This window comes from Neorhizobium alkalisoli, assembly GCF_002968635.1.
Classification (GTDB): domain Bacteria; phylum Pseudomonadota; class Alphaproteobacteria; order Rhizobiales; family Rhizobiaceae; genus Neorhizobium; species Neorhizobium alkalisoli.
The window spans coordinates 53,093-80,075 of record NZ_PVBN01000018.1 but is presented as its reverse complement, the minus strand read 5'-3'; the positions used below and the strand labels follow the sequence as shown (position 1 = coordinate 80,075).

The 26,983-nt window shown below is 59.0% G+C and carries 24 protein-coding genes and 1 pseudogene; 14 read left to right on the top strand and 11 right to left on the bottom strand.

Features of this window, described 5'->3' with window-relative positions; all coding sequences use genetic code 11:
• Nucleotides 1-124, top strand: a pseudogene (locus tag C5L13_RS29415) (L-idonate 5-dehydrogenase); the annotation flags it as partial.
• Nucleotides 125-281: 157 nt separating this feature from the next.
• On the opposite strand, the gene C5L13_RS27060 reads toward C5L13_RS29415, so the two are convergent.
• The 3 genes from C5L13_RS27060 to C5L13_RS27050 form a co-directional block, all read right to left on the bottom strand.
• Entirely contained in the window at nt 282-1,628 is a 1,347-nt protein-coding gene (locus C5L13_RS27060; protein WP_105386376.1) for an SLC13 family permease, read from the bottom strand.
• Between the two features lie 99 nt (nt 1,629-1,727).
• Nucleotides 1,728-3,242, bottom strand: coding sequence for a malonate--CoA ligase (locus C5L13_RS27055; RefSeq protein ID WP_105386375.1), 1,515 nt, complete (start codon nt 3,240-3,242; stop codon nt 1,728-1,730).
• Nucleotides 3,239-4,663 carry a malonyl-CoA decarboxylase gene (locus tag C5L13_RS27050; protein ID WP_105386374.1) on the bottom strand — a complete coding sequence of 475 codons (1,425 nt, stop codon included), beginning with the start codon at nt 4,661-4,663 and terminating at the stop codon, nt 3,239-3,241. The genes C5L13_RS27055 and C5L13_RS27050 overlap by 4 nt, the downstream gene beginning before the upstream one ends.
• Before the next feature lie 157 nt (nt 4,664-4,820).
• On the opposite strand from C5L13_RS27050, the gene C5L13_RS27045 reads away from it, so the two are divergent.
• The 7 genes from C5L13_RS27045 to C5L13_RS27015 all read left to right on the top strand — a co-directional run bounded on the left by C5L13_RS27045 (nt 4,821) and on the right by C5L13_RS27015 (nt 13,842).
• Nucleotides 4,821-5,471 (top strand): GntR family transcriptional regulator, encoded by a 651-nt coding sequence (locus tag C5L13_RS27045; RefSeq protein WP_105386373.1) that lies wholly within the window; start codon nt 4,821-4,823, stop codon nt 5,469-5,471.
• 378 nt (nt 5,472-5,849) lie between these two features.
• A complete protein-coding gene (locus tag C5L13_RS27040; RefSeq protein WP_407070481.1) occupies nt 5,850-7,640 on the top strand; it encodes an SARP family transcriptional regulator in 1,791 nt (596 codons plus the stop codon).
• Between the two features lie 41 nt (nt 7,641-7,681).
• A complete protein-coding gene (locus tag C5L13_RS27035; RefSeq protein ID WP_105386372.1) occupies nt 7,682-8,704 on the top strand; it encodes a phosphatase PAP2 family protein in 1,023 nt (340 codons plus the stop codon).
• 32 nt (nt 8,705-8,736) lie between these two features.
• Nucleotides 8,737-10,434 carry a S8 family serine peptidase gene (locus tag C5L13_RS27030; protein ID WP_205836892.1) on the top strand — a complete coding sequence of 566 codons (1,698 nt, stop codon included), beginning with the start codon at nt 8,737-8,739 and terminating at the stop codon, nt 10,432-10,434.
• Between the two features lie 273 nt (nt 10,435-10,707).
• A complete protein-coding gene (locus C5L13_RS27025) occupies nt 10,708-12,153 on the top strand; it encodes a hypothetical protein (protein WP_105386371.1) in 1,446 nt (481 codons plus the stop codon).
• Between the two features lie 64 nt (nt 12,154-12,217).
• A complete protein-coding gene (locus C5L13_RS27020; RefSeq protein ID WP_158693541.1) occupies nt 12,218-12,934 on the top strand; it encodes a ThiF family adenylyltransferase in 717 nt (238 codons plus the stop codon).
• Nucleotides 12,931-13,842, top strand: coding sequence for a class I SAM-dependent methyltransferase (locus C5L13_RS27015; protein ID WP_105386369.1), 912 nt, complete (start codon nt 12,931-12,933; stop codon nt 13,840-13,842). The genes C5L13_RS27020 and C5L13_RS27015 overlap by 4 nt, the downstream gene beginning before the upstream one ends.
• A 148-nt stretch (nt 13,843-13,990) precedes the next feature.
• On the opposite strand, the gene C5L13_RS27010 is transcribed toward C5L13_RS27015, so the two are convergent.
• The gene (locus C5L13_RS27010) at nt 13,991-14,725 is read right to left on the bottom strand and encodes a DJ-1/PfpI family protein (protein WP_280952658.1); all 735 of its coding nucleotides are present in this window, start codon (nt 14,723-14,725) and stop codon (nt 13,991-13,993) included.
• Between C5L13_RS27010 and C5L13_RS29095 the strand changes: the two genes are divergently transcribed.
• From C5L13_RS29095 to C5L13_RS26995, 4 genes are all read left to right on the top strand, one after another.
• Nucleotides 14,670-14,942, top strand: coding sequence for a hypothetical protein (locus C5L13_RS29095; RefSeq protein ID WP_170117334.1), 273 nt, complete (start codon nt 14,670-14,672; stop codon nt 14,940-14,942). The genes C5L13_RS27010 and C5L13_RS29095 overlap by 56 nt on opposite strands.
• A gap of 331 nt (nt 14,943-15,273) precedes the next feature.
• Nucleotides 15,274-15,510 (top strand): hypothetical protein, encoded by a 237-nt coding sequence (locus C5L13_RS27005; RefSeq protein WP_105386368.1) that lies wholly within the window; start codon nt 15,274-15,276, stop codon nt 15,508-15,510.
• Between the two features lie 92 nt (nt 15,511-15,602).
• The gene (locus C5L13_RS27000) at nt 15,603-15,866 is read left to right on the top strand and encodes a hypothetical protein (protein WP_105386367.1); all 264 of its coding nucleotides are present in this window, start codon (nt 15,603-15,605) and stop codon (nt 15,864-15,866) included.
• Nucleotides 15,867-16,541: 675 nt separating this feature from the next.
• Nucleotides 16,542-17,690, top strand: coding sequence for a mandelate racemase family protein (locus C5L13_RS26995; RefSeq protein ID WP_105386366.1), 1,149 nt, complete (start codon nt 16,542-16,544; stop codon nt 17,688-17,690).
• Nucleotides 17,691-17,783: 93 nt separating this feature from the next.
• Here C5L13_RS26995 and C5L13_RS26990 read toward each other — a convergent pair whose 3' ends face one another.
• The 7 genes from C5L13_RS26990 to C5L13_RS26960 form a co-directional block, all read right to left on the bottom strand.
• On the bottom strand, nt 17,784-18,839 hold the full coding sequence (locus C5L13_RS26990; RefSeq protein ID WP_105386365.1) for a dienelactone hydrolase family protein: 1,056 nt from the start codon (nt 18,837-18,839) through the stop codon (nt 17,784-17,786).
• A complete protein-coding gene (locus tag C5L13_RS26985) occupies nt 18,836-19,585 on the bottom strand; it encodes a FadR/GntR family transcriptional regulator (RefSeq protein WP_105386364.1) in 750 nt (249 codons plus the stop codon). Before C5L13_RS26985 ends, C5L13_RS26990 begins: the two co-directional genes overlap by 4 nt.
• A gap of 31 nt (nt 19,586-19,616) precedes the next feature.
• Nucleotides 19,617-20,375 (bottom strand): ABC transporter ATP-binding protein, encoded by a 759-nt coding sequence (locus C5L13_RS26980; protein WP_105386363.1) that lies wholly within the window; start codon nt 20,373-20,375, stop codon nt 19,617-19,619.
• Nucleotides 20,372-21,229 carry an ABC transporter ATP-binding protein gene (locus tag C5L13_RS26975; protein ID WP_105386362.1) on the bottom strand — a complete coding sequence of 286 codons (858 nt, stop codon included), beginning with the start codon at nt 21,227-21,229 and terminating at the stop codon, nt 20,372-20,374. Before C5L13_RS26975 ends, C5L13_RS26980 begins: the two co-directional genes overlap by 4 nt.
• Before the next feature lie 11 nt (nt 21,230-21,240).
• On the bottom strand, nt 21,241-22,110 hold the full coding sequence (locus C5L13_RS26970; RefSeq protein ID WP_105386380.1) for an ABC transporter permease: 870 nt from the start codon (nt 22,108-22,110) through the stop codon (nt 21,241-21,243).
• Nucleotides 22,111-22,147: 37 nt separating this feature from the next.
• Complete coding sequence (locus C5L13_RS26965) at nt 22,148-23,164, bottom strand: ABC transporter permease (RefSeq protein WP_105386361.1); 1,017 nt, start codon at nt 23,162-23,164, stop codon at nt 22,148-22,150.
• 61 nt (nt 23,165-23,225) lie between these two features.
• A complete protein-coding gene (locus C5L13_RS26960; RefSeq protein ID WP_105386379.1) occupies nt 23,226-24,722 on the bottom strand; it encodes an ABC transporter substrate-binding protein in 1,497 nt (498 codons plus the stop codon).
• A gap of 503 nt (nt 24,723-25,225) precedes the next feature.
• Here C5L13_RS26960 and panC point away from each other — a divergent pair.
• Both panC and panB read left to right on the top strand, forming a co-directional pair.
• Entirely contained in the window at nt 25,226-26,101 is an 876-nt protein-coding gene (gene panC / locus C5L13_RS26955) for a pantoate--beta-alanine ligase (RefSeq protein ID WP_105386360.1), read from the top strand.
• Nucleotides 26,098-26,919: a 3-methyl-2-oxobutanoate hydroxymethyltransferase gene (gene panB / locus C5L13_RS26950; RefSeq protein WP_105386359.1), complete on the top strand. Its 822-nt coding sequence runs from the start codon at nt 26,098-26,100 to the stop codon at nt 26,917-26,919. The genes panC and panB overlap by 4 nt, the downstream gene beginning before the upstream one ends.
• Nucleotides 26,920-26,983 lie beyond the last annotated feature (64 nt).

The window sequence follows — 26,983 nt, the reverse complement described above, 5'->3', positions numbered from 1 at the left end:
CAACACCCGCCGCGTCGACCTCAAACCGCTGCTCACCGCAACCTTCCCCCTCCAGGACGCCGTCACAGCCTTCAACCTCGCAGCAGACAGAACTCAGTCAATGAAAGTCCAAATTACCTTCTAGACACCAGGCCCCCCGGCGCGAGCAACAGGGTATCGCAGGCCCCATGTGAGGCCCTGTCTCGCCCCATCGAGGCGAGATCCGGGGAGCCGATCGAAAAAAGCAGCGGGCAAGGCGTCGTCTTGAGAAGGAAGGTGGCGTGTGGGCGACCGCCCTTTCGTCAGACGAGACCAGGCACGACGAAGACCAGCCATGCAATCACCGGTCCGATGATCGCGATCAGTGCGCTGTAGATCAGCAGCTGCCGCAATACCTGCTCACGCTGTTCGTCCGGTGCGTTGGCGACGACAAGGGCGCCGTTGGTGGAAAACGGACTGGTATCGACGATCGTCGTCGAGATCGCGATCGCCGCGACCACCCCAACAGCGCTGATGTGGCCCTGCAGGAGGAACGGAACAGCAAGTGGGATGATGGCGCCCAGCAGTGCCGTCGACGAGGCGAAGGCGGAAACGATGGCACCGGTGAAGCAGAGCAGCAGCGCGACCAGAAGCGGCATGCCGAGACTTGATATGCCGTTGGCGACATAGTTGACGGTCCCGGCTTTTTCCAGGACGCCGACATATGTGATGATGCCGGCGATCAGAAGCACGGTCGACCAGCTTACCTTGTCGACCGCCGCCTTCTGGGTCTTCGGCGAGATGAGGGCGAGCGCGACGGCGACGGTGATTGCGACCAGGCCGACATTGAACTTGAAGACCAGGGCGCCGATACCAAGCGCCGTCAGGCCGATCAAGGTGAAGATCTTTTCTGGCGTCAGGCGCAATGCTTGAAGGGCGTCGCCTTCCGTCCCGTAGGCGTGTTCTCTGATCGGCTTTGCTGGCGTGCCGCCATGACCCCTGATGGAGGCCGACACCCCCTCGGGATGCAAGTCGGGCAGTGGGCCTGTGGGGGCGGGTGCCTGTTTCATGATCCGCGCGCCGCCGAAGACGAAGAAAACCAGCACCGCGATCGCCAGGTTGAAAAAGAAGCTGGAAAGGAACAGCGATGTGGGAGCAAAGGGCAGGCCGGCTTTGGCCACGATCTGGTTGGTGATGCCGCCATAAACACTGATCGGCGAAAAACCCCCGGCCTGGGCGCCATGGATGACCATCAGCCCCATCATCACCGGGTGAATGCGATATTGCACGGCAAAGCTCAGCGCCACCGGAGCGAGAATAGCCACCGCCGCAGGCCCGAGCGCACCAAAACCGGTGATGATGGCGGCGACGACGAACATCACCCAGGGGATCCAGGCGACGTGGCCCCGCACCAGCCGCACGGCACATTCGACGAGCCAGTCGATCGTTCCGTTGATCTGCGCGATGGCGAAGAGATAGGTGACGGCGACCAGTGTCAGGAAGAGGTCGCTCGGAAAGCCGGCGAAAATGTCACTGGTTTTCATGCCGATGATCAGGGAGCCGAGCACGAATGTGCAGGCAAAAGCCAGCGCTCCCATGTTGATCGGCTGGATCGTCGCGATGACAAACATGGCGATAAGGAGCAATATTGATAGGATTTCGATGCTCATGGTTCCCCTCCCTCCGACGCCTCCAGCGTCGGTAGCTAGCGTGCTATTCAAGATCGTAAAAAACCGTGCGCCTCCCTCCCGGAGAGCGTACGGACTGGGTCAGGTTGTTGCGTAAAGATCCGCGTATTTCTGCCTCAGGACGTTCTTCTGGACTTTGCCCATCGTGTTGCGCGGCAGGTCATCGGCGAAGATGATACGTTTCGGCTGCTTGTAGCGCGCGAGGCGGTCTTGCAGTGCGCCAAGGATCGCCTTTTCATCGAGCGCCGCATCGGGCTTGCAGACCACGATGGCGGTAACGCCTTCGCCGAAATCAGGGTGCGGGACACCGATCACTGCGCTCTCGGCGACACCTTCAAGCTGGTCGATCTCACCTTCGACCTCCTTGGGATAGATGTTGTATCCGCCGGAGATCACCAGGTCCTTGCTGCGGCCGACGATGTGGACATAGCCTTGGCCGTCGATCTTGCCGAGATCGCCGCTGATGAAGAAACCGTCGGACGTGAATTCCGCTGCGGTTTTCTCCGGCATCCGCCAATACCCCTTGAAGACGTTTGGGCCCTTGATCTCGATCATGCCGGTTTCTTCCGCGGCAAGCTCGGTGCCGGTCGCGGGATCGGTGACGCGTACCGTCACGCCGGGAAGGGGAAAGCCCACGGTTCCGGCGATCCGCTCTCCCTCATAGGGATTGGAGGTGTTCATGTTGGTTTCAGTCATGCCGTAGCGCTCAAGGATCGCGTGACCGGTCCGGCTCTTGAACTCGATATGCGTTTCGGCGAGCAGCGGAGCCGAGCCGGAAATGAAGAGCCGTATGTTCGCGACGGCATCTCGATCGAGGCCCGGGTTGTGCAGGAGTCGCACATAAAATGTCGGCACGCCCATCATCATCGTTGCTTTCGGCATCAGCGAGAGGATTTCGTCCGGGTCGAATTTCGACAGCAGGAACATTGAGGCGCCGGCGAGCAGTGTGACATTGGTAGCGACGAACAGTCCATGCGTATGGAAGATGGGTAAGGCATGGATCAGCCGATCGTCAGCGGTAACCCTCCAGTAGTCGCGCAAGGTGAGGGCATTCGAGAGCAGATTGTCGTGCGTCAGCATCGCTCCCTTGGAACGCCCTGTCGTTCCCGAGGTATAGAGGATCGCCGCGAGATCATCGGCCGAGCGCGAGGCATCGACGAAGTCGTCGCGTTCCTCTTTTGCAAGATCGAGAAGAGAGCCGGTGCCGTCTGCGTTGAGCGTTTCGACGATCGCCCCGTGAGGCTTGGCGATCTTCTCGACGCCGTCCCGCATGACCGAAGAAACGACAACCAGTCTGGGTTCGGCGTCGCCGAAGAAATAGTCGAGTTCCGCGAGCGTATAGGCTGTGTTCAGCGGCAGATAGATCGCACCGCTACGCACGCAAGCCAGGTAGAGGATCAGCGCTTCGGCGCTCTTGTCCACCTGAACGGCGACCCGGTCTCCCGGACGGATGCCAAGTGTGTCGATCGCACTGGCAATGCGCGCCGAAAGGGCAAGTGCGTCGTTATAGGTCCAAGTCCTACCACCTGTGGTCCGAATGAACGGCGACTCGCCGCGGGCGGCTGTTCGAATGGCGTCAAATAGGTGGTTGCTCATGTGCGTCCTCCTCCGATCTTGGCGTTCACGCCCTGCGCGAACGGTCGCGAAGCTTGCTCGTTCACTGCGCCGCGGCGATATTCCCGGTCCCGGCTGAGCAGATTCCTGACAGCCGGCGACGCGGTCACTTCGCCGCGCTGCGCCAGAGCCTCGTGGTTGGCCTCGATATCCTCGAGCTTGTAGAGGTAGTTAACCATCAACCCATGCGCCTGGTGCATCGCCTTCGCCGAGCGGTCGCCCAGGAAGTTCAGCCTTTCAAGGCGAGCTCCGTTGCCCAGGTGGAAGCGGGCGACAGGATCGACCGGACGGCCCTCCGGCGTGCGTTCGACGAGAAAATAGTGCGCAGCGAGCGGAAGCAAGACGCGCTCGATTTCATTTGCCTTGCCAGCATCATTTGCCCAGGCCGGGTCGTCCAGCAGCGCCAGCACCGTGCGATCCTCCTCCGTCAACAAAGGATCGGCTTGCGCGCCGCGTGCTTTGGATAACCACGAGGCAAGACCGGGAACGGGGGACAGCGTGACGAAATTCTTGAGGCCCGGCAGGTCTCTGCGCAGGTCTTCGACGACCTGCTTGATGAGAAAATTGCCGAAGGATATTCCGCGAAGACCGTCCTGACAGTTGGAGATCGAGTAGAAGACCGCCGTCGTCGCTTGATTGGCAGGGATGTGCTCCCGGCCTTCGTCCAGCACGTCGCCGATCGTGCTCGGCACGGACCGGGTAAGCGCTACTTCAACGAAGACGAGCGGCTCATCCACCAACCGAGGATGGAAGAAGGCAAAGCAGCGCCGATCGGCCGGCGCCAGGCGGCGGCGCAGTTCTTCCCAACTGCCGATCTCGTGCACTGCCTCGTATTTGATGATCTTCTCCAAGATGTGTGCCGGCGTCGACCAGTCGATCGGATTGAGTGTAAGGAAGCCACGATTGAACCAGGACCCGAACAGATGGGCGAAATCCGTGTCGATTGCGCGCAAGTCCTCCCGCCGGTCTTTGAGACGAAGGAGCTGTTCGCGCATCCGGACAAGTTTTTCCGTGCCGTTTGGCGCCAGGTTCAGACGGCGCAGAAGCTCCTGCCGCCGCGGCTCGGCCGCATTGTGGATCGCAAAGACCGCCGAGGGGCTCTTGTCGCTGCGGTATCTGTCTATGGCTTTGTCCAACTGAGCCGTATCAGCGCCGAACTTGTCGGAAAGCATCTGCAAGAATTTTTGGGCTTCCGTGCCATCAAAGCGGCTCCAGCGCTCCAAAATCTCCGCGGCGATGGCCATGCCCGACGCTTCGCCACGGGTCGACAGCAGCATTTCACAGAGAGTTTCAAGATCGGCCTCGGCGACGGTGGCTGGGGCGCGCGATCCGGAAAACAGCAGTTTGCGGCCGCGGTCGGTAATGCCCTGCAGCATATCACTGAAAAAAGAGGTCCCGGACATGCCTGCGCTCCTCCGTTTGCAATGGACATCCGTCCATTCGTCAGCATTCCAATTTCAGTCTTGTCGATAATGTGGTATCTAAACTGAGGCATAGCGTGCACAATGTCAATAATCTTGCATACAAGATCGCATTTTTTGCATTATGGAGGCGGAGTGAATGTCCGAAAGTGTTGGGCGGTGGCTACGAGACGAAATCGAAAATGCTATCCTTTCCAACGAGTTCGGCCCCGGGGCACGGTTGGACGAAACCATGCTTGCTACCCGGTTTGGCGTCTCGCGGACCCCAGTGCGCGAGGCACTGATGCAGCTCAATGCCATTGGCTTGGTGGATATCCGCCCGCGACGCGGCGCTGTCGTCATCGATCCCGGGCCTCATCGAATCTACGAAATGTTTGAGGTGATGGCCGAGCTGGAGGGCTTGGCCGGCTCGCTGGCGGCGCGCCGTCTGAACGAGGAGTCTCGCGACGCGATCACGGCTGCGCACAAGCGCTGCGAGATTTCGGCCGGAGCCGGCGACAGCGATGGCTACTATTACGACAACGAGGCGTTTCACAAGGCGATCTACGCGGCAAGCCGCAGCGAATTCCTCGAGGAGCAATGCGCGCAGTTGCACCGCCGACTGCGCCCTTACCGGCGGCTTCAGCTGCGGGTACGCAATCGTCTGTCGACTTCGTTTGCAGAGCATAGCGCAATTGTCGCTGCAATCTTTGCCGGAGACGTCGAGCAGGCCCGCAGCCTGCTGAGGGCTCATGTCGGCATCCAGGGCGAAAGGTTCAGCGATCTTGTCGCCAGCATGGCGACAAGATGAACTCGATCGCCGACTGCGCAACGCGTCGGCTCCTGTTTAGACTAATGAGCAGAGCCGCCCTCCCGGATCAGCTTGGTTGATCCACAAGCCGAAGCCTTGGGTGAAGATGCTGCACGCCGCGTCGATGCAGCCCGTCGATTCCGTTTTTACGCTGTTTTGACGCTGCTTTGACAGCAGCGCGCTACGGGAGGATTGCGGTTTCCAGGGATGCTTCTCATGCTTCAATTCGTCGATGGCCACAACGCTGGCATGCACTGCCGAATCACAGCTACGCCCGTAGCTCTCTTGTCAAGGGCGGCTTTTGTGTCAGACTGTCTCTCGGACGGGCAGCCCAGGTTCGATGAGATCATCGAGAGGGGCACAACACGAGTTGGACCGATGGATCGCATGGATGAAAAACATGCAGGGTTCCGGATGTACCTGCTCGGCCCTTTCAGTCTCGTCGACGGGAAAGGGAGATCTGCCACACCCAGATCGCAGAAAGCCCAGGCAATTCTGGCAATGCTTGCGTTGTCTGCGCGTGGATCTCGTTCGCGGGTCTGGTTGAGAGACAAATTGTGGAGCGACCGGTCGGAAGATCAGGCGGCTGCAAGCCTGAGACAGGCCCTTCTGGATATTCATAAAGCCCTAGGTTCGTCTCGCGATCTCATCATCGCGGACAAGAACACCGTGTGGCTGGACATGGACCGCATCGCGCTCGACACCGACGAGATGCTTCGCAGCGAGCGCCTGGCGGATCAGATCACGGACGAACTGCTCGAAGGCATGGATATCCGTGATCCCGAATTCGAAGATTGGCTGACCGTCGAAAGACAGAACTGGTATCGGCGCATCGAGGAAGGGCGCGTCGATGATGTCTTCGAACCACGGCAGCAACCTCGCCGCGACGTCAGCACGCAATCAGCGCTGCTGCCTTTGACAGGCTTGCCCGACCAGCGGACGCCAAATATTCCCTCGGCTGCGGCAAACAATGACCCGGATATACCGCCTTCGCCGGACAATTTTCAGTGGACCGTCGCTCTCCAGCCACCCATTGTCATCGGCGCGGGAGACGGCGGGCAGATCGCGGCGTTGCAGTTCCAGAACCTGCTCGCCAAGGCGATCTTCGACGGATTGGGTCTTGGCATTACCGATCTGTCCTTCGATCCGCACCTGGGTCAACCGGATCGAAAGATGGGCCTTCCGCTATGCCTTCAACTGCGGCTGACGTTCGATGGCAGCATGGTATTCGTGGAGCTGGCGATCAAGCACCTGCTTGATAATCGGATCATATGGCTCGGCAGCCGTATGATCGGACGCACCCAGATGGAACGGGCCGAATACGGGATCGCGGCGGCACTGATCAGCCAGGCGGTCGACCAGCTGTCACTGTTTCAGGAGATCAGCGCCAGCGACAGTCGCATGACCAGAGATGGTCTCTTCATCGATGCGGTCAACGCGATCTTCCGCCTTTCGAGAGGCGATCTTGAAAAAGCGGAAACACGGCTGCAGGAGCAGATTCAATACCAGCCGCGAGCGTCCGCTTTTGCCTGGCTGTCCTTCATCCGCACCTTCCAGGTCGGGCAGCGCTTCAGTGCGTTGGATGCGCATCTGATCGAAGAGGCTCAGGCCTATGCGCGAAAGGCTCTTGAACTCGATCCGAACAATTCCGTTTCCCTGGCGCTGGTCGGACATGTGCATTCGTTCCTGTTCCGGGAATACGATTATGCGGCCGGTCTGTTCGAGAAGTCGATCCGCCTGAACCCGGCCTTGCCGATGGGGTGGGACCTCTATGCCATGCTGCACTGCTATGCCGGGCAGCCGGAAAAGGCGAGCGCAATGGCGCGGTGGGTTCAGGAACTCGGCGTCTACAGCCCTCATAAATATTACTTCGACACGACGAAATCCATCAGCGCCGGGCTGGCGGGTGACCATATGGCAGCGATAGCGGCCGGCGAGGATGCGCTGCATTCCCGGCCGAACTTCAATAGCCTGTTGCGCTATCTAGCCTCCAGCCACGCTCACGCGGGCAATTTGGAGGTAGCCCGTCGATATGTGGAGCGGCTTGATAAGGTTGAAAACGGGTTTTCCATAACGTCGTTTCGCGGCACTGGCTATCCGTTGCTCGACACAGGCGGCGGAAAGCTGCTGCTCGACGGCCTGATCAAGGCCGGTGCCAGAATTCGCTAAGACAACACGTTCACGACGATCTCATTTCAGGAGGCTGGGGCATGGTAGGGGGAGTAGCTTTCGATCCACAATCAAAGATTGTGGAATTTTTGAATTGTTATAAATTTAAAGTTGAACCAGACACGGTTCTCCCTTGCGAGCCGAGACCTGTCGAGGCACTTCCTGAGACGGTGGAGCAGCCATCGTCCCCTGTTCCTCCTGCTTCGGCATTTTCAGCTGAGGACGATAACCCTATAGATGAGCCCCCGTTGATGATGGCGACGATGGCAGCTGCCTCGGTCCTCAGTAGCGTTGCGAACAAGTCGGTACTCAACAAGGCCACCCTGAACAAGAACAAGAATAAAAACAAAAATAAGAACAAAAACAAAAACAAGTCGACGATGGACGGCGCAAGTCTCGGCGTATCGCAACTCATTCCGGCATTCGAATTGCGCCGGTTGCACCAGCAGCCATCGCGCAACGCGTTCACGGCGGCGCAGCGCTTCACTTGGGAAATGCTCGACATCTCGCCGCCACCCGGCCCGGACTACACCCGATTGGAAGCAGCAGTACTGCTTTCCATGCAGCGGCGCGATCGCGAGCGGGCGAGGCGCTTGCCAGACATCCAGGCTGAGGCGACCACTTCGGTCTCGGAATTCACGCGCGCTTTGTATATCGAGGATATCGGTGGCTTCGAACAGACCGAGGGGCTGTTTCAGGCGATCTTGACCGCCTGCGAATATGTCGGGCTCCTCTACAAGAGCCAGTTCAACAGGCTTCGACCCAACCAGTTCGAACCCCTGTTGCGGCCGCTCCTGCCCGTGCCGGTTCACGAGTCCTATCCCAGCAACCATGCCTTCCAATGCTTTTCGATTGCATTCGCCTTCTCGACGATACTGCCCGAACATCCTGCAACGGACGAACTTGCCCGTCTCGCGCAGAACGTCGCTGAAAATCGCGAATGGGCAGGCCTGCATTATCCAAGCGACACGCAAGCCGGCCGGGATCTGGCTCGCCGTTTCGCGCCCTACCTCCATGACGCGTTCGGTCCGCTTTTCCAGGCGGTCCATGACGAGTGGGTTTGAGGCCAATTTAATTCTCTGGGAGAACGAAGCTCATGACGTCTGTCGACATGGAAGCGCCGCAAGCCGCACCGATGAACTATTACTATCTCTGGCATCTGACGGCTCTGGGCGTCATCGATGCCGACTATGGCTCACCGCCAATCGTACCGCCGTCCGAGGACGAGACCGCCGCGTGCCCCGTCCCCGACCCGGAGATCGGAGGAAGCGTCTGGGATACGATTGCGGCTGCCGGTCCCCTTCATCCAGCGCGGGTCGCGTTGATCGATGTAGGGGTAGCGCCGGATCATCCGAATTTGGCGACGCGGCTTGACCGCGAAGCGTCGATCGACCTGACGAGCCATCGTTACGGCTCGCGTGTCGCCGACATCCTCGATGCCACCACGTCCTTCGATCTTGAGGAAAAGCAGGCTTTCTTCGCCGGGCTTGATATCACGCCTTTGGGAACTCTAGGCCTGTCCAACGATGATCGGGAATATCTCGAAGATATCGTCGCGGAATATGCGGCTTCGGAGGGCGTCATCCGCCGGCTGTTCCACCCGGAGTCGCTTTTCGCTCCGCACGGCACCTGCTGCGCCGGCCTGATCGTCGGCGAGCCGGCCGTAGCCGCGGAAAATGGAGAGCCGCCGGAGCTCCCGGAGAGCGCATTTTATGGTGATGGCAGTACGCCATGCCCGAGCGCCAATCGCAACGTTCTTCCCTATTTCGGTGTCGATCCCTTCTCGCGTCTGATATCGATCAGGACCTCTTTCGAGGACGATGTCCAGCAATTCATCGCTGCATTTCTCTACGCCTATCATCAGGGTGTCGATGTAATCGTCTTGCCCCGTGGATTGCCCGATCCGAAACGCAGCCGGGTCATTCCAAAGAACGAGTTGAAAGCCGATCTCGAACGCTGGAAAAATCAGATTGCCGCCGATCTGTTTGCCCGTATTTCGTTCGCGGAGCAGGGAGGCGTCGAGCTGGAGCCCAAAGCTCCGCAAAGGGGATCAAACCCTGATAGAGCGTGGCATATCCTCAAGCAGCTCATCATTGCCATCAGTCAGCATATTCCAATCGTTTGTGCGGCGGGAAACAGCGGTGAAAGTCAGTTGATCTATCCGGCCAATCTGGCTGCCGATGATAACGGGATCATCGCTGTCGGAGCGGTCACCGTCGAGGGTTACCGCTCAGGATACAGCAATTACGGAGAGGGCCTTACGGTTGTCGCGCCGTCTGACGACGGTGAAGTTTTCAACCGTCATCAGCTGCGCATAGACCGCCTGTCCCCTTTCGCGGCGCAACATGATCATCAGGCATTCGAACTGCGGGAATATCAGTATTCTCACTTCTCGTTGCTGACGACCGATCTTCCCGGCTCATTCGGTTACAACCGGGGTGCCGATCCGTGGTCTTCCGTTGTGCCGTTCGGCGCCAACCCCGGCATCGGTGGAGGTTACTACACCACGTTCGGGGGCACTTCCGGAGCCTCTGCGGAGGTGGGCGGTATCTGCGCTTTGATCCAACGGGCCCATAAGAGCCAGATTAACGGCGACGCACGACTCTCTGGCCCTGCAGTCAAGTCAATTCTTCAGGCCACGGCACGGCTGGATGCGGCGGTGACACCGGGAATACGCGCATTGACCGCCGACTGCATGAATGCCGACGGCGAAGATGCTCTCGAGATGAGCTATTTCTTTGGGTTTGGCCTACCGGATGTAGCTGCGGCTGTTGCGGCGGTGTTGACGCCGTAACGCCAGTTCTCGCCGAAGCCGCCAAAATCGAGGCCCCCCCAAAAAAGGGGGGCTTTTTTGTTGCCGAAGCTACCTTTTAACGGAAGTTTAACGCGGTGCTGGCGTGCCGATGACGGGTCCGCAAGAAGCTCCTCTCAACGCAAGACAAGTCGAAATCGTGGTTTCAAAAGGGGATGGTCGCCGGTGCGGTCGGTCCTGGCAAGAACCGTTCTTCTCTGAAGCGGCACGCCTCATGATGAGGTTCGAAAGCTCGGAGAGGTGAGGAGAGTTAAGATGTCTGCTTATCAGATCGAGCAATTGGCGGATCAGGCCAGAGCTTTGCTTCAGCGCAATCCGCTGTTTTCAAAGTCCGGTTCCGTGAACGCAGCTGCAACCGGCCACATGCTGAAGCGGCTACCTCGCTATGCGCGAATTCTTGCAGCCGCGTCGGAACTGCCGGGTTGCGGCGAAAGGGTCGAAGCATTGGCCAGTTATTTTCCGGGCCTTGCGGAGGGTGGATATCGTGATGCCGACACGTTCCTGCCTGTTTCAGCGTTCCTGCCCGTGCGAAGCGACCCTTACCGGTCTCCCGCTCTGACTGCGTGGATGGATGAGCTTCAGCGGGGGCTGGAAAAGTACGTCGATGGTGCCAGTTCTGAGGTGGTGGATTACAATCTGCAACCTGATCTGGTGGCCCAGGATCTTGCGATCGAACGCCATCCGGTTCGGCGACTTACCTGCGGCATCGGTCTTGTTCTGGCCGACAGCCTGGCAGCGAGCCGAACGATGCGCAAACGTATCGCTCATTGTCTGCCGGTCGATCCCGATCTTGAATATACCAGGATGAGCGACCGCGACTTGGACCGGGTCTCCGATCATCTGGAGAAGGCGATCGCTTTGATGGCGACCGTCGATCCCGGCGGCCATCGCCGGCTGACCGCAGGCGTCCATACACTTCATATCGGCATTCGGCGCGGTGCGACCAGCTGCCTCTCCAGCTCCGAGGATCTGCCGGGGAGTGCGGTCGTAGTTCTGTCGCAGGAAAGATTGGACGCCGAAGATTATCCGGCGACTGCCGCGGAACTTCTGCGAGAAGCGGGGCATGTCCTGCTGCGGCTATACACGGCCGCGGGGGCGCCATCGCTGCCCGCCGAGTTCCGGTACGTGTCTCCATACACGCATAGTTTACAGACGCTCGAAAGCATCTTGCACATGGCCTACGCCGTTCCCTGGGAGTGCGCCGTTCGCATCGCATGTTTGCCTTTCAGAGCACCGCCTGAGCACCGTGCACGGGAAGCTGCCTTTGTTATTGCGTATGCTGCCCGTCTAATTCCGCTCATCGATATCGCCCGTGAGGGGATCGAGCGTCTGGGCGGCGATGTTCTTCTCGACCTCCGGGACATCGCCGCCATTCCATCCTGGGGTGCCGGAATCCTGGCGCTTGTCGACCGGCTCTTGGAATGCGAGCCAGCGGCTCGGCGCCAGGCCTATTATGCGCAGCGACTGTGTGTCGTGGATCGCCAGGCCTGGGACCTTGGGCAGGTGCTTCTGCGGGGCGAGCAACCCATCGATCCGAGAATGGGGCGCCCAATGCTGCAGAGCACCGGCAGCGGTCTCAGTCTCTGGTACGACGGTCGACTGCATATGATCCGAAAAGCCTCCGGTCAGCCTCCCGATGAGCGTGACATCCGAGACGTCCCGCTGGCCGGGACACCGAGTTCGACGATGGAGGATGCGTGATGGACAAACGTGGCTCCTGTGAATTGTCAGCAGTCTCCGACTGGACCAAGCAAGGTGAATGGTGATGAAAGCCTTTGATTATCATGCCGATCTCTTCGATGCCGTTCACGACACGGATTTCGTCATCGTCGGATGCGGAAACCTCGGCTCCCAGATCGCCTCCCAGCTTGCCGCGCTCGGGGCTCGCAACTTCTTCCTGGTGGATGGCGACCATATCGAAGAGAGCAACGTGAAACGACTGACCTGGGCTACTGCAGAGGATATCGGTCAATTGAAGAGCGATAGATTGGCAACTTATCTTGCCTCCCGCTTTTCTGCCACCGTCGCGATCATGACCCAGTTTGCCGATGGGGCGGAGGCTGCCCGGCTCATTCTGGCCCGTACGCGTAAACCATTTCTGATACTCGCTGAGGACAACGTTTCTCTAGCCCCCCAGTTTTTTGCGGAATATCACGCGACGGCACCTGTGCCTCCCCCTTATCTGCATATCGGCCAGCTCGGTTCTCTTTGTGTCGCTGGACCACTGGTGGCGCAGCCGGATGATGCCTGCCCTTTCTGTTGTTCGACATTGGAAGCATCGGACGACACGGGTGTCGTAGGTCGACGGGCGCCGGCCGATAATGCCCTGATCGCTTGTTTTGCGGTTTCACAGATCGCCATCGAACGCCTTACCCACCGCAGTTCATTGCGCGGCCACCGCTGGCTCTTCAATCCCTCCATAGGCCGTGCTTCGCTCCATCCCGTTCCCAAGAGCCCTGATTGCAAGGTGTGTCACCCATGAAGACCCTCTCTTCCCAGGACTACTATTTCTCGATCGTCGCAGCTCTGAAACAGAAGAACGTACCGCCCGGCGGGGAAGCAATGATGGATGCGATTCTTGCAGTGCTTCCCAGCGGATCACGCAAGATCATCGACTTCGGCTGCAATACCGGCTGGATCAGCCGCAGGGTCGCACGGGCTTTTCCGCAAGCCGAAGTGATCGGTGTGGACCCGAATCCGGCGATAATCGAGGTCGCGCGCGAGGCGGCACGGCTGGAAGCGTCGACGGCCATCTTTTCATGCGCCGATACTGCCGCGCTTCAAAGTGTCGTATCGGAGGCGGATGTCGTCATATGCGGGGGAAGTGTTGTTTTTTTCGACCGGCCGCTGGATCTCTACCGAACGGTGGCGAGCTGCCTAAGACCCGGCGGTCTCTTGATGGATTGCCACTATGTCTACGACCCCGACGTACCTCTTTCTCTTCGCGAGGAAGAGAAAGAAATGTTCGGCCTGGGGTGGATGCCCACCGGAGTGAACGACATCGTGTCCGTTCACGAAGAAGCAGGACTGCGCGTCGGAAAGATAAAGCGCCTGTCCCGGTTCCATTTCGAAGACAGTGCCGCAGCTCGGCTGGCGCGGGATGTCCTGCACGTGGTTCCGAAGATGCAGGAGCTGGCGGAGGCGATGGCAAAACGCCGCCGGCTGATCAGCAAGCTGGCGCATCATCGACACCCTTATCTATTGGTGGCAAGCACCGGGGAACCGATCGTCGCCGAAAGCGTGACGGAACACGACCGCGCAGAAGTCGGGGTGGCGTTCGAAGGGGTCGCGTCCAACCGTCACGTTGCCGCCCGCCGCTCGGCTGTGCTTCAACGCAGCTTCCGGAGGGAGTCGACAAGGGCGACTATCCTACAAAGCTCATATTCATAGAACCCGGACTTCACGCAGCGGGCCTCCCCCAGCTCCTCCTGAAAGTTCGGTCGCAGAAGTCAGGCTTTGCGACGAGAGTATTGCCGCGACTGGATCCATGAGCTCAGCGACGCAGGTCCTACGCGAATGGGCAAATTTTGGTTTCCCCTCATATCGTCGCAAGTCTCGCTAGGGCGGCCGCATCGATCTCCCTGATCCGCTTTGCAATAGCCGGGGGTATATCCTGCAGAGCCGCGACGGTTGCAACATCAGCCGTCTCGGGAGAGCCTGCAAACGGCGGCTCCGGTGCGTATTCCATTTGCAGTTGGATTTTCCGAGCCACGTCTTCTCCGCAGAGTTTAGCGGCGACGACAAGTCCAAGGTCGATGCCCGCTGTGACCCCGCCACCGGTTACACGCCTCCTGTCGAACACGACCCGGCGACTAACGGGTTTGGCGCCGTAAGCGGAAAGGCGATGCAGCGCCGTCCAATGTGTGGTGCATTCATAGCCGCGCAACAGGCCTGCTGCCGCAAGCACCAAGCTGCCCGTGCAGATCGCAATGACCAGTTGGCAGCCAGGTTCCTGGTCACGCAGGAACGTAAGAAGGCGCTCATCGGTCATTGCGTCCAAGTGCCCGGGACCACCTGGCACAATCACAATGTCAAGCTGTCCACATTCCGCATAGGGTAGCGTCGGGACGATGCTAAGGCCGCTGGCGCTTCGAACCGGAGTGAGATCATTGCTGAGCAAATGGCAATGTGTATCCGGAAGCCTTGTGAATACTTCCCAAGGTCCTGTGAGATCGAGCTGGGTCAAGGTGGGAAAGAGAACGAAACCGACTTGTCGAGTGGATGAACCCTCAGGCGTGGTGAAAACTCTGCTGAGCGATTTGAGTATCGCCAAAAAAGATGACTACTATTTACGTTTAGACTTTAATATTGTCGATGTCGCGGAACAGCAATTCAGGCAGCAATATTCCCTTGGATTGTCATCGGTTGCAAGAATGGCTTTGCGGGTCCAATCGACGCGCAAAGTTATACTCGATCAGATTCTCTCCAGCGTTTTTTCTTACTGCCCTAATTTTTTACGGAAGTTTAACGGTGTGCTGGCGGCCCGATGACGGGTTCGGGAGAAATTCCCCTCACGAAAGACGGTGAGAGAACACAGTCCGGCTGGCTGGCTTTAGGGTCGTCCCGGGTGGCAACCGATCCATCGGCGGGGGCATAATATGCGCCACAAACGCTTGATGCCGGTGAGGGGGCTCCTCACGCCTGCTTTCGTCTCCGAAGGATGAAGAGCTCCTAGAGAGCTTCGGCCAGACCGTTCAACGGGGCCGAGAGAGATCCTCCAGTCATTCGGGAAATTGATGACAGCGACTGCTGTCTTCGCCTGACTCAAAACCAAACACGACGTCCGCGGTAAGCGGGCTTCGCCAAACAATGGAGTGAAAAATGACCGTGCCCATAGAGAAGATTGCATTCCTCGTCGCTGCGGCCTGCATGGCTTCGGTTGCCGGCCATGTCCTAGCCTATGACGGCCACCGGCTGACTTCTGGTGACGAGGTCTCGTTCGCCACTGAGGCCGGTGTCGTCAAAGTCGAGGCAAAGGCAGACGTCACGCGGGACGTGGCACAGGTTCGTGCCCCAACTCATCGTGACAACCGGTTTGCGGGCGACGAACGGAACTAAACTCGAAAGTCAAGCATCCGTACAGTTCATTCAAGACATCGATCGGCTGGGTCGCACCAGGGGCCGATCAGGCTAAAAAGGAAACGACTACCATGAAAAACTCTGTCATCTCCACCATCCTCGCCACTCTGTTCGCCTCGACCGTTGCAAGCGGTACCTTTGCACAAGAAGGCGAATATTATGAGGGTGTCTCTCGCCACCACGACTACCTGACGGTCACGACGGATTCACTGGGCATCCCTTCCGTCACCCGCTACGGCTATCCGCCGATGAAGGGCGCCCGGGGTCTTGATAACCCGGCATCTCCAATGATCGACAATGGTGACTACTACGACGGCGCAGTTCGTCCTCAATAACCGCGAAGAGATTGATACCGAGCGCCGGGAATTCCCGGCGCTCTTTCTGTATGCTGCCACCCTCGTTATGTTTGCAATGTCCAGGGCGCCGGCTTATTTTGTGGCTTTGATTGTCATATTATGACAATAGTTACTTATACTATCATGGAGCCGCGAGAGCCATGCCGGAGCGCATGGGCGATAGAGACGGCGCTCTCGTTTCGGCCATCGGCCCTTTGCCCTGGGGCGGGATCGTGTGAGATCCGGAGGCGCGGTTTTCAACGATGAGCGGCCGCTGCCTGAGCAGCCAACTGCCTGCCCTATCCTCGGCAGCTGTGGTATCCAAAACCACCCCATGACGAACGTTTGCATCAACTTCCTGATTGAAAACTTCAGAGAAGGTGCCCTGCCTCTCCAGCTGGCGTCTAAATCGACGGGTAAAACGGTCCGCCGTGCCAAGATGCCCAAAAACTCATTGACGCTCACTTCCTATCTTATAATATAACATTGACTGGTAAGATATTATAAGATGGCAGATCCGGATCAATGCGGTTCAATCTGTTGGGAGGCGGATTGCGCCTCGACGACCGACAGGTGCTAACTTGAGCGATATGGACCCGGTTCACCGTTTCAAGGCGTCTCCAGGCCCCAACAGAACGCCGGGGATCGCCTTCAGCTTATTGACAGGAGAACTGATTGAAGATTGCAGAGGTCAATGTGCGGGTGTTTTCCCACACCACCCGCCGTCATCAGGACACAGCCGGCCACGCCCATCCCGGCCCGCCGCATAAGGTCAACATGGCGCTGCTGACGATCGTCGATGACGATGGAGCGGAAGGTTATTGTTTCGCGCCGCCGGAAATCGTGCGACCGCATGTGATCGATAAGTTCGTCAAAAAGGTGCTGATCGGCGAGGATCCGTTTGCGCGCGAAAGGCTTTGGCAGGATCTTGCTCACTGGCAGCGGGGCAGCGCAGCCCAACTTACTGACCGGACGCTGGCGATCGTCGATTGCGCGCTCTGGGATCTGGCCGGCCGCAAGCTCAACATGCCGGTCCACAAATTGATCGGCAGCTATCGCGACAAGATTCCCGCCTATGGTTCGATCATGTGCGGCGACGAACTTGAGAACGGTCTGGCGACACCGGAGGATTACGGGCGCTTCGGCGAGACGCTCGTCAAGCGCGGCTACAAGGGTATCAAGCTGCATACCTGGATGCCGCCCGTTTCCTGGGCGCCTGATGTCAAGATGGATCTGAAGGCGTGCGCCGCCGTGCGCGAAGCGGTCGGTCCGGATATCCATTTGATGATCGACGCGTTCCACTGGTATACCCGCACCGAAGCGCTTGAACTCGGCAGGGGGCTGGAAAAGCTTGGCTTCGACTGGATCGAAGAACCGATGGATGAGCAGAGTTCAGCCTCCTATGCGTGGCTTGCGGAAAACCTCGACATCCCGGTTCTGGGGCCTGAAAGCGCTCACGGCAAACATTTCAATCGCGCGGAATGGATCACCAGCAAAGCCTGCGACATCCTGCGTACCGGCGTCCATGATGTCGGCGGCATTAGCCCGGCCATGAAATGCATGCATCTTGCCGAATCCTTCGGCATGAATTGCGAGATCCACGGAAATGGCGCTCCCAATCTGATCATTGCGGCGTGCACCAAGAATGCCAAGTGGTACGAGCGCGGCTTGCTGCATCCGTTCCTGGAGTATGACGACGGCTTCGAATATCTGAACGCGCTCGTTGACCCGATGGACGAGAATGGTTTCGTCCACATCTCGGACAAGCCGGGTCTGGGCGAAGACATCAATTTCGAATTCATCAACGCTAATCTCGTCGGCTGATTGTCAGAGAGGCGCCGGAAGCCGATCGGGTTCCTCGCACGCAAAAAAGCCCGGCTCTCGATGGATGCCGGGCTTCTTTCATGCTGATAATGATCAGATGGCGTGGTCAAGCCAGTTGATCGCGTGATCCTGCTGTTCGACCGGGAAGCAATGAGCTCCCTGCCAGAGCCGTGTTTCGACCTGCTCCGCGGCGCCTGCCGCGTTCCAGATGCTATGGATCTGCCGATGCGCGGCCAGGGCGGCCGAATCCGGGAAATGCCGGTCCTGCGCGCCGCTGAAGATCAGGGCGGGCTTGGGCGCTGCTAAACCTGCAAAATGCGGATAATCCAGCTTCCCGGCGATCGGCGGATGCAGCATACAGAAAGCGGACTGGCCGCGAAGTTGATTGTTGCCCGGTTGCATGAGGCCCGCGAGGGTTCCCATCCAGCCGCCCGCGACGCAGGCTTTGACGTCATCCGAAAGGGCCGCCAGCTGCCAGGCGCGCGAGCCGCCCATGGAATAACCGAAGCTTGCTACGCGGTTTGGGTCAACGCCCGGGAGCTCGCGAAGCCAGGCGAGCGCTTCCAGGTCTTCGAGAAGAATGGCCGATGCAAGCGAGATGCCGAACTGCATGAGGTTGGCGGCGAGCGCCTGTTGCGCCTCGTAGCCGTTGCCCTTCCGACTTCCCCAGCCGAGTGCATCGGCGCAGAGAACGCTGTAACCGCGCCGGGCAAGTTCGTTGCCCACATGGCGCCCGCCATAGAGCCTCACGGCCCAGTGCCTCATATCGGCATCAATCTCGGGAGCCTCTCCCGGGCGACGGATCATCTTTTCCTTGCCGATCGAGAAGAAGGAGCCGTGGTCATGTAAGAGCAGGGCAGCTGGCGTCGGCGCATTCGTATCCGGACGCAACAGATAGGCGGCGGTCACCTCGCCATTCGAGAAGCGAAGTTCGAGTTCCTGACCAATGCAGCCGTCTTCAACCCATTCTGCGATGACCGAACCGCCGGCGGATACGATCCGTTCAACACCCAAAACTTTCCGCACTCGCTCTCTCGTGCGGTCCTTCCAATCCTGAAAATGCTCTTCTTTTGGATCGAAATTCCAGGGAAACGAGAGGTTGTCACGCAGCCTTATTGCAAGGCTGGACATGTTCTCGCTGTCGATCATGGCGCGTGTCGCACCCTCTCGATATGTCGGTCGCGGCTATCGCTTAGATGCTTGCGCATGGCCGCGCGAGCACCTTCTGCATCGCCGGCTTCGATGGCACTGAGAATGGCGCGGTGTTCCTGGTTCACGCGGGCGAGGTGTGCCGAAAAGGTCGCGTCGCTGACCTGGTGCGCCTGGAGCCGCATGCGGGGCATCAAGGTCTCCCCGAGATAGTTGAATATCCCGTAGAAATGTTCGTTTTGGCTCGCGGCGGCTACCGCACAATGGAACCGGAAATCATCCTGCGTGTCCCTGCGCACTTCACGCGCGGCGAGATCCATGGCTTCGCAGGCCGCGATCATCGCTTCGATATCGGCCGGCGTTCTTCTTTCTGCTGCAAGGGCGGCCGCTTCGGACTCGATACCAATGCGCAGCTCGAGCCCTTTCAGCACGTTCTCGACCACCATCAGGCTTTCGTCACCCAGCCTAAACGGCGCCACGCCCGCATCCTGGCGAACGAAAACGCCGATCCCGTGATGGATCGACACGTGGCCGCTGGCTCTCAGATTGGCGATCGCTTCGCGTATGACCGTCCGGCTGACGCCCAGGTCCTCGATCAGCTCCTTTTCCGTGGGAAGCTTGGATCCGCGTGGATACCTGTCGAGCTTGATCCGCTCGGCAATGGTGCGCACCACCTGTGAGCTGAGTGTCTCCCTCCTGTTCCGGGGAGCGGGGAACAGACTTGATTTTTCGCCTTCAGTTATCATCAAGAGACCTCCCTCTGCCAGATGTGGAACTTTAGACGGCGTGGTCGTATTCGAGGCTCGCATGGATCAATTCGCGGGCATAGGGATCCTTGGCTTGACCTGTCGCCAGCACGTCACGCCCCATGATTTCCACGACGCGACCGTGCTGCATAACAGCCAGCCGCTCGCACATGTGATCGATGACGGCAAGATCGTGGGAGACGAAAAGATAGGTGAGATTGCGCTTGGCACGCAGATTGGCGAGCAGGTTCAGCACTTCTGCCTGTACCGAGACGTCGAGCGCTGAGGTCGGCTCGTCCAGAAGCAGAATGCGCGGTTCCAGAATGAGCGCACGGGCAATCGCCACGCGCTGCCGCTGGCCGCCGGAAAGCTCGTGAGGATAACGCGACAGAAAGTCGGAGTTGAGCCCGACATCGGTCAAGGCCTGCTCCATGCGTTGCAACGGACGGTCCATTCGATGGATGCGCAATGGCTCCTGCAGCGCGGTGCGGATCGATTGGCGCGGATGGAGCGAACCGTAGGGATCCTGAAAGACCATCTGGACCATGCGGCAATATTCGGCAAAAGGCATGTCCTTGATCGAGCGCCCTTCGAGCTCGATATCGCCTTCCCAGGACGTCAGAAGACGGGCGATGCACCGCAGGATGGTCGACTTGCCGGAGCCGGATTCGCCTACTAGACCGAAGGATTCCCCGGCTTCTACCGAAAAGCTCACATCTCCCAGGATGCGCTTCTTCGCCAGACCGTAACCGAGATCGATCGAGAGGTTGCGAACGCTGATGGCGGTCATGCATGCACCTCTTTCGTGTCGCGGGAGGCAGCCTCTCGATTCAGCACCGGAAGCGGCCCGCGGCTCCCGCCGATATGCGGTTGGGCGGCGAGTAGTCCTTGGGTATAAGGATGCGTGCAGTTCTTCATGTCGCGCGCAGGCCGTTCCTCGACGACTTCCCCGTACCGCATGACCAGCACGCGATCGCAGAAATTGCGCACCAGGTTCAGATCGTGGCTGATCATGATGAGCCCGATGCCCTTGTTGGTGACAAGTTCGTTCAGGATGTTGAGAACCTGCATGCGCACGGTGACGTCGAGAGCGGATGTCGGTTCGTCGGCGATGATGATCTGCGGTTCTGGGATCAGCATCATGGCGATCATGATGCGCTGGCCCATGCCGCCGGACACCTCATGGGGGTAAAGGCCGAACACGCGTTCCGGATCACGGATCTTCACCGCTTCCAGCATTTCGAGCGTCTTCTGCCTGGCAATCTGAGCAGAGGCCTTGTTGTGAACCCGGTAGGCTTCGGCGATCTGGTCGCCGACCCGGTGGACTGGATTGAGCGAAAATTTAGGGTCCTGCAGGATCATCGAAATGCGCCGGCCGCGGATCGCAAGCATCTGCTTTTCGCTGGCGGTACGAAGATCGGTACCTCCGAAATCCATCCGGTCGGCTTCGATTTTGGCGGTCGGCAGGAGCTTCAGGAGCGCGCGGCCGATCGTCGACTTGCCGGAGCCCGATTCTCCCACAATGCCAAGCCGCTCACGTCCGAGATCGAAGGATACGCCCTTGACGACGGTGTTATAGGCTTTTCCGCTGCGATAGCTGACACGGAGATTTTCGATCCGCAAAAGAGCTTGGGCGTTGTCCATGGCGGCAGATCCTATCGCTGTTTCGGGTCGAGCGCGTCACGCAAGCCGTCACCGAGCAGGTTGAAGGCGAGACTGACGAGCAGGATGGCACCACCCGGGAAGGCAACCAGCCACCAGTTGTCCAGCATGTAGCGTCTGCCGGTGGCGATCATCGCGCCCCATTCGGGAAGTGGCGGTTGCGCACCGAGACCGAGAAAGCCGAGGCCGGCGGCGGTCAGGATAACTGTGGCCATACTCAGCGTGATGCGGACAAGCACGGAAGGAAGACACATCGGCATGATCGACTTGACGATGATGCGAAGGGCGGACGCTCCCTGCATGCGAGATGCGGAGATATAATCGGCGCCTCGAAAGGTCAGCGTTTCGGCCCGCGCCAGGCGGGCGATCGGCGGCCATGCGGTGAGGCCGATCGCGATGATCGCATTTTCCAACCCGGCCCCGAGGGCGGCGACGAAGGCGAGCGACAGGATGAGACTCGGGAAGGACAGGAAGATATCGGTAACACGCATCATGATCGTATCGTACCAGCCGCCGAAATAACCGGCGGTCGTCCCGACCACGAGGCCGACTGGCCCGACGATCACCGACACTATGGTGATGATCGTCAAGCTGATGCGTGTGCCGTAGATGATACGGCTCAGGATATCGCGGCCGAGTTCATCGGTGCCGAACCAATGTTCGGCGCTCGGCGGCTGCAGCGTCTGTCCGAGATTGATGACGTTCGGGTCGTAAGGAGCGATCAGCGGCGCGACGAGCGCCGTCAGGAGCAGGATGCTGATGACGATGAAACCGAACCCGGAAGACGGGTTGCCGAGAAGTTCACGGATGACCGCCAGCAGCCGATGAAAAGCCGAATTTCGGTTTGAACGGGAACCTGGCATGGCGACATCCTGCATGGAGAGAAAGCTAGCTGTCATCTTACCGCGTCCTCGGATCGAAGATCTTGTAGAGCGCGTCGGAGAGCAGGTTGAGCGCGATGAAGATGATGCCGACGAGAAGCACGCAGGTCATCACCGCGTTCATGTCGCCGATCAGCATGTTGTTTGTGATGTATTGACCAAAGCCCGGCCAGGAGAACACGGTCTCGATGAGCACTGCGCCTTCAAGAAGGCTGCCGTAAGCAAGCGCCACGATGGTGACGAGCTGCACGCGAATGTTGGCGAAGGCATGATGCCAGATCGTTCGCCCCTTCGACAGACCTTTGACGCGGGCAGTGGTGATGTATTCCTGGTTCAGCTGGTCGAGCATGAAGCTGCGGGTCATGCGGGTGATGTAGGCCATGGATGAATAGCCGAGGATGCTTGCTGGCAGGAGCAGATGGTTGACCGCATCCCAGAAGACTTCCCAGTCGCCCGCAAGTATTGCATCGATCAGCAGGAAGCCGGTCGTCTCCGGCACGAGGCCGATGTAATAGTCCGAAATACGGCCGCCGCCGCCGACCAGATCGAGTACCGCATAAAAGACGATCAACCCGATCATCCCGGTCCAAAAGATCGGCATGGAATGGCCAATGAGGGTGACGAAGCGGATCACGTGATCAACCGGTTGGTTACGACGCACCGCTGCCAGGATACCGAGCGGGATGCCGAAGCCGGCACCGAAGAGAATGGCAAATGTGGCAAGTTCGATCGTTGCCGGCATGACATGCAGGATGTCGTTGATCACCGGCTGTCCCGTACGGATCGAGATGCCGAAATCGCCGTGCAGGAGATCGTTCATGTAGCGGACGAACTGCTGGTAGAGCGGCAGGTTGGCGCCGATCCGCTCGGCGACCATCTCATAGGTCGCCTGATCGGCCTCCTCACCAACAATGGCGCGAACCGGATCGACCGGCATCAGCCGACCGATGCAGAAAGTCAGGATCAGCAGGCCCACAAGAGTCGCCAATATCGTGCCGGCCTGCCGCGTGAAAGCGGATAGACGCTCGTTTCCCATGAGGCACCTCGATATCGTATTGTGAAAAGCCGCAGCGCCGGCAGCGCTGCGGCATCTGCGATTACCGCTCTTTCTTGACCGTCCGGAGCTGGGTCGACCAGGACGGGTTCAGCTCCAGTCCCTTGATGTCGGCGCGGAAGCCAACGCTGTCGACGACCTCGGAGAATGGCTGGATTGCCGGTACCATCTCCGCGTAATAGCTCTGGATGTCCTGGTAGTTCTTGAGCTGTTTGTCCTTGTTGCCCTCGATGAGAGCCTCGTCGACCATCTTGTTGATTTTTTCATCGTAGAACGACGTTCGCCAGCCCTGGAAATTGGTCAGCTTGGCCTGATCCGAATTATCCGGATTGTAGACTATTGCACGCAGATTGGAGTCGGGATGCGGAAGCTGGCCGCCGCCGCCACGGCCGACAATCAGTTCATATTTGCGTTCGCGCATTGCACCATAGATCTGGTCACCGGCACCGGTGATGATCTCGGCTTTGATGCCGGCCTGAGCCAGGGTCGCCTGGATCGCTGTTGCCGCACTCATGAACGGGACGTCGGAGATCGCCCTCAGCGTCGTTGAGAAGCCGTCCGGATAACCTGCCTCCGCCAGCAGGGCCTTGGCCTTGGCGACGTCGAGCTTGTAGCCGGCATTGGGAAGCGCGCCGAGCAAACCTGTCTGGATCGGGCGATCGCGGAGCCTGCCGAAATAAGGCAGTACGCTGTCGTTGAGCCCCTGGTAATCGATCAGATAGCGAAGAGCCTCGCGAACCTTGGGCTTCTGGAACTTCTCGTCCTTCATCGACACGGCAAGGTAATAGAAACCGCTGCCGCCGTTGGTCTGGATCTTCACATCCTTGTTGGCCTCGAGTGCCTTGAGGTCTGCGGCCGACATGGAATAGGCAATGTCGATATCACCCTTTTCGAGCATCAACCGCTGGCTTTGCGATTCAGCGAGATGCCGCATCATGATGCGCCGCATCCCGGGCTTCTCGCCCCAATATTTCGGGTTTTGTTCGAGTGTGACGCGCTCGTTTGACTGCCACTGGCCGAGGGTAAAGGGGCCGGAGCCGGCTGAGTTGTTGGTGAGCCATGCGGCACCCATGTCCCCGCCCTTGTCGTGTTGCATGACGGCCTTGCTGTCGAGGATGGAACCGGGGCCGACGATGCCGAGCGTCTGGACGATAATCTGCGGATCGACCTTTTTCGGCAGTTTGACAACCACGGTCTGGTCGTCGGGGGCGGTGAAGCTTGCGTCCGCATTTGCCGCGGAGAAGCCGTGCGTCTTGAGGAACGATGCCTGGGCGAGGTTCAGCTTCATCAGGCGCTTGAAGGACCAGACCACATCGGTCGAGGTGACCGGATTGCCGGAAGCAAATGTCGCGCCGCTGCGCAGCTTGAAGGTGATTGCAGTATTGTCGTCACTTATCGTCCAGCTCTCCGCAAGCTGCGGATCGACCTGGGATCGGTTGACGGCATTCAGGGCAACCAAGTTGTCATATATGTTTGTGAGAACCTGTACGGTTTCTTTGCCGGTAATGGCGGCAGGATCAAGCGTGAGGATGTTATTCATCGAGAAACCCACGACCAGCATATTGGGCGGCGTTTCGGCAAGTATGGGCGTTGAAAGCAGCGTAGAACCGAGCAAAACCGGCCCGATTACTTTTAGAAGTGTCTTCACGATCGATCCTCCCTTGCGCCGCGGGTCTCCTCACCGGCAGCTCCAAATGTCTTCTATGTGATATGACGTCTTACGACAAGTGTCAACCAGCCGGTGACGGAACTGTGTGATGATTGGTGGATTGCGTCGGACTGTGAGCGTTGAACGTGTCGCACTTGCCTTGGGCACAGTACTTGCCACTCGGCTTGGTTCCAGTCCCGAACGGCTCTAAGATGACGGCTGGGTTGAGGCGCAGTCCCTTGGTGTCGGTCATGCCGAAAAAGGAAACCTCGCGCTGGTGAGGTTCTTCACCGGCAATGCGCAGCGGATGCTAATCGTTATTAATCGTTGGCGCACATTGACCGAGGCAGAAGTTGGTATTACCCGCCCTGGCCAAGCCTGATCATGGAGGGGTTATGCGTGTCATTCGTGCCATTGGGGAGCTGCGGGAAGATCTCCAGCAGCTTGCGAGGACCGGGAGAAGTGTCGGGTTTGTCCCGACCATGGGCTATCTGCATTCCGGACATATGGAACTTGTAAAGCGCGCTAGAGCGGAAAACGCGATCGTCGTCGCCTCTATTTTCGTGAACCCGCTGCAGTTCGGCCCCAATGAAGATCTGGCCAGATATCCGCGCGACCTGCCGCGTGACAGCGGCATGCTCGAGGAGGCGGGCGTCGACATCCTGTTTGCCCCCAGTGTCGAGGACATGTATCCGCGCCCGATGGAGACAGTGGTTGATGTTCCGAAGCTTGGCGGCGAACTGGAAGGTGCGGTGCGGCCGGGACACTTTGCAGGTGTCGCGACGGTCGTCTGCAAGCTTTTCAACATTGTTCAGCCGCATGCGGCGTATTTCGGCGAAAAGGACTATCAGCAGGTCATCGTCATCAAACGGATGGTGGAAGATCTCGCCTTACCGGTCCGCATCGTTGCCGTGCCGACGGTGCGGGATAGCGACGGGCTGGCGCTATCATCGCGCAACGTCTACCTCACTGAAGCTGAACGCGCTGCTGCCGTCATCGTACCGCAGACGCTTGCCGAAGCCGAACGGCTGATCGCGGCTGGATTGTGCGACCCGCAGGAGCTCGAGGAAAAACTGCGTGCCTTTTTGGCGCGTGAACCCTTGGCGCATACCGAGGTCGTCGCGGTGAGAGATGCTTCGACGTTACGGCCGGTCACGTCGATCGTCGAACCTGTTGTCGTGGCGCTTTTTGTCCGCTTCGGCTCCACCAGATTGCTAGACAACAGGGTCATCTCCGGCCCCCGCAAGAGACTGGAAGGAGTTGTCGAATGAGCGCCGTGGCAGGACAGAAGCGGCTGACGCCCCCGCGCATCCGGGCAATGAAAGGCGGCAATCCTATCGTTTGCCTGACCGCCTACACCACGCCGATGGCGCGTCTTCTCGATCCGCACTGTGACCTGTTGTTGGTTGGGGATTCGCTGGGCATGGTCCTCTACGGGATGCAGACCACAATCGGCGTCACTCTGGAGATGATGATTGCCCATGGACAGGCGGTGATGCGGGGCGCAGCCAATGCCTGCGTGGTTGTCGACATGCCGTTCGGGACCTATCAGGAATCCAGGGAAGTTGCGTTTAGAAATGCCGCCCGTGTTCTTCAGGAAACGGGGTGCGACGCGATCAAACTGGAAGGTGGGGCGGAAATGACCGACACCATCGCCTTCCTGACCGTGCGCGGCATTCCGGTTCTCGGCCATATTGGCCTGATGCCCCAGCAGGTCCACACCGCAGGCGGCTATCGGTCGGTCGGGCATTCCGAACAGGAAAGTGAAAAGCTTCGTCGTGACGCAATCGCCATCGGCAGTTCAGGTGCTTTTGCGGTCGTCATCGAGGGAACGGTCGAACCTCTCGCGCGCGAACTGACCGGATTGATCGACGTTCCGACGATCGGCATCGGCGCATCTTCCGCCTGTGACGGCCAGATCCTGGTGTCCGATGACATGCTGGGATTGTTCAACGACTTTACGCCGCGTTTCGTCAAACGTTATGACGAGCTTGGTCAAAGGGTTTCCAAGGCTGTCGAGGAATATGCCCGCGAGGTTCGTGCGCGGGAATTCCCAGCGGCACAACATACGTTCAAAGCGCGGTCATAACATTCAAGCCATTTGCTATTGCTTCCGATGAACTGCGGCGCTCTACGACCGGCAGGCCGTCGGC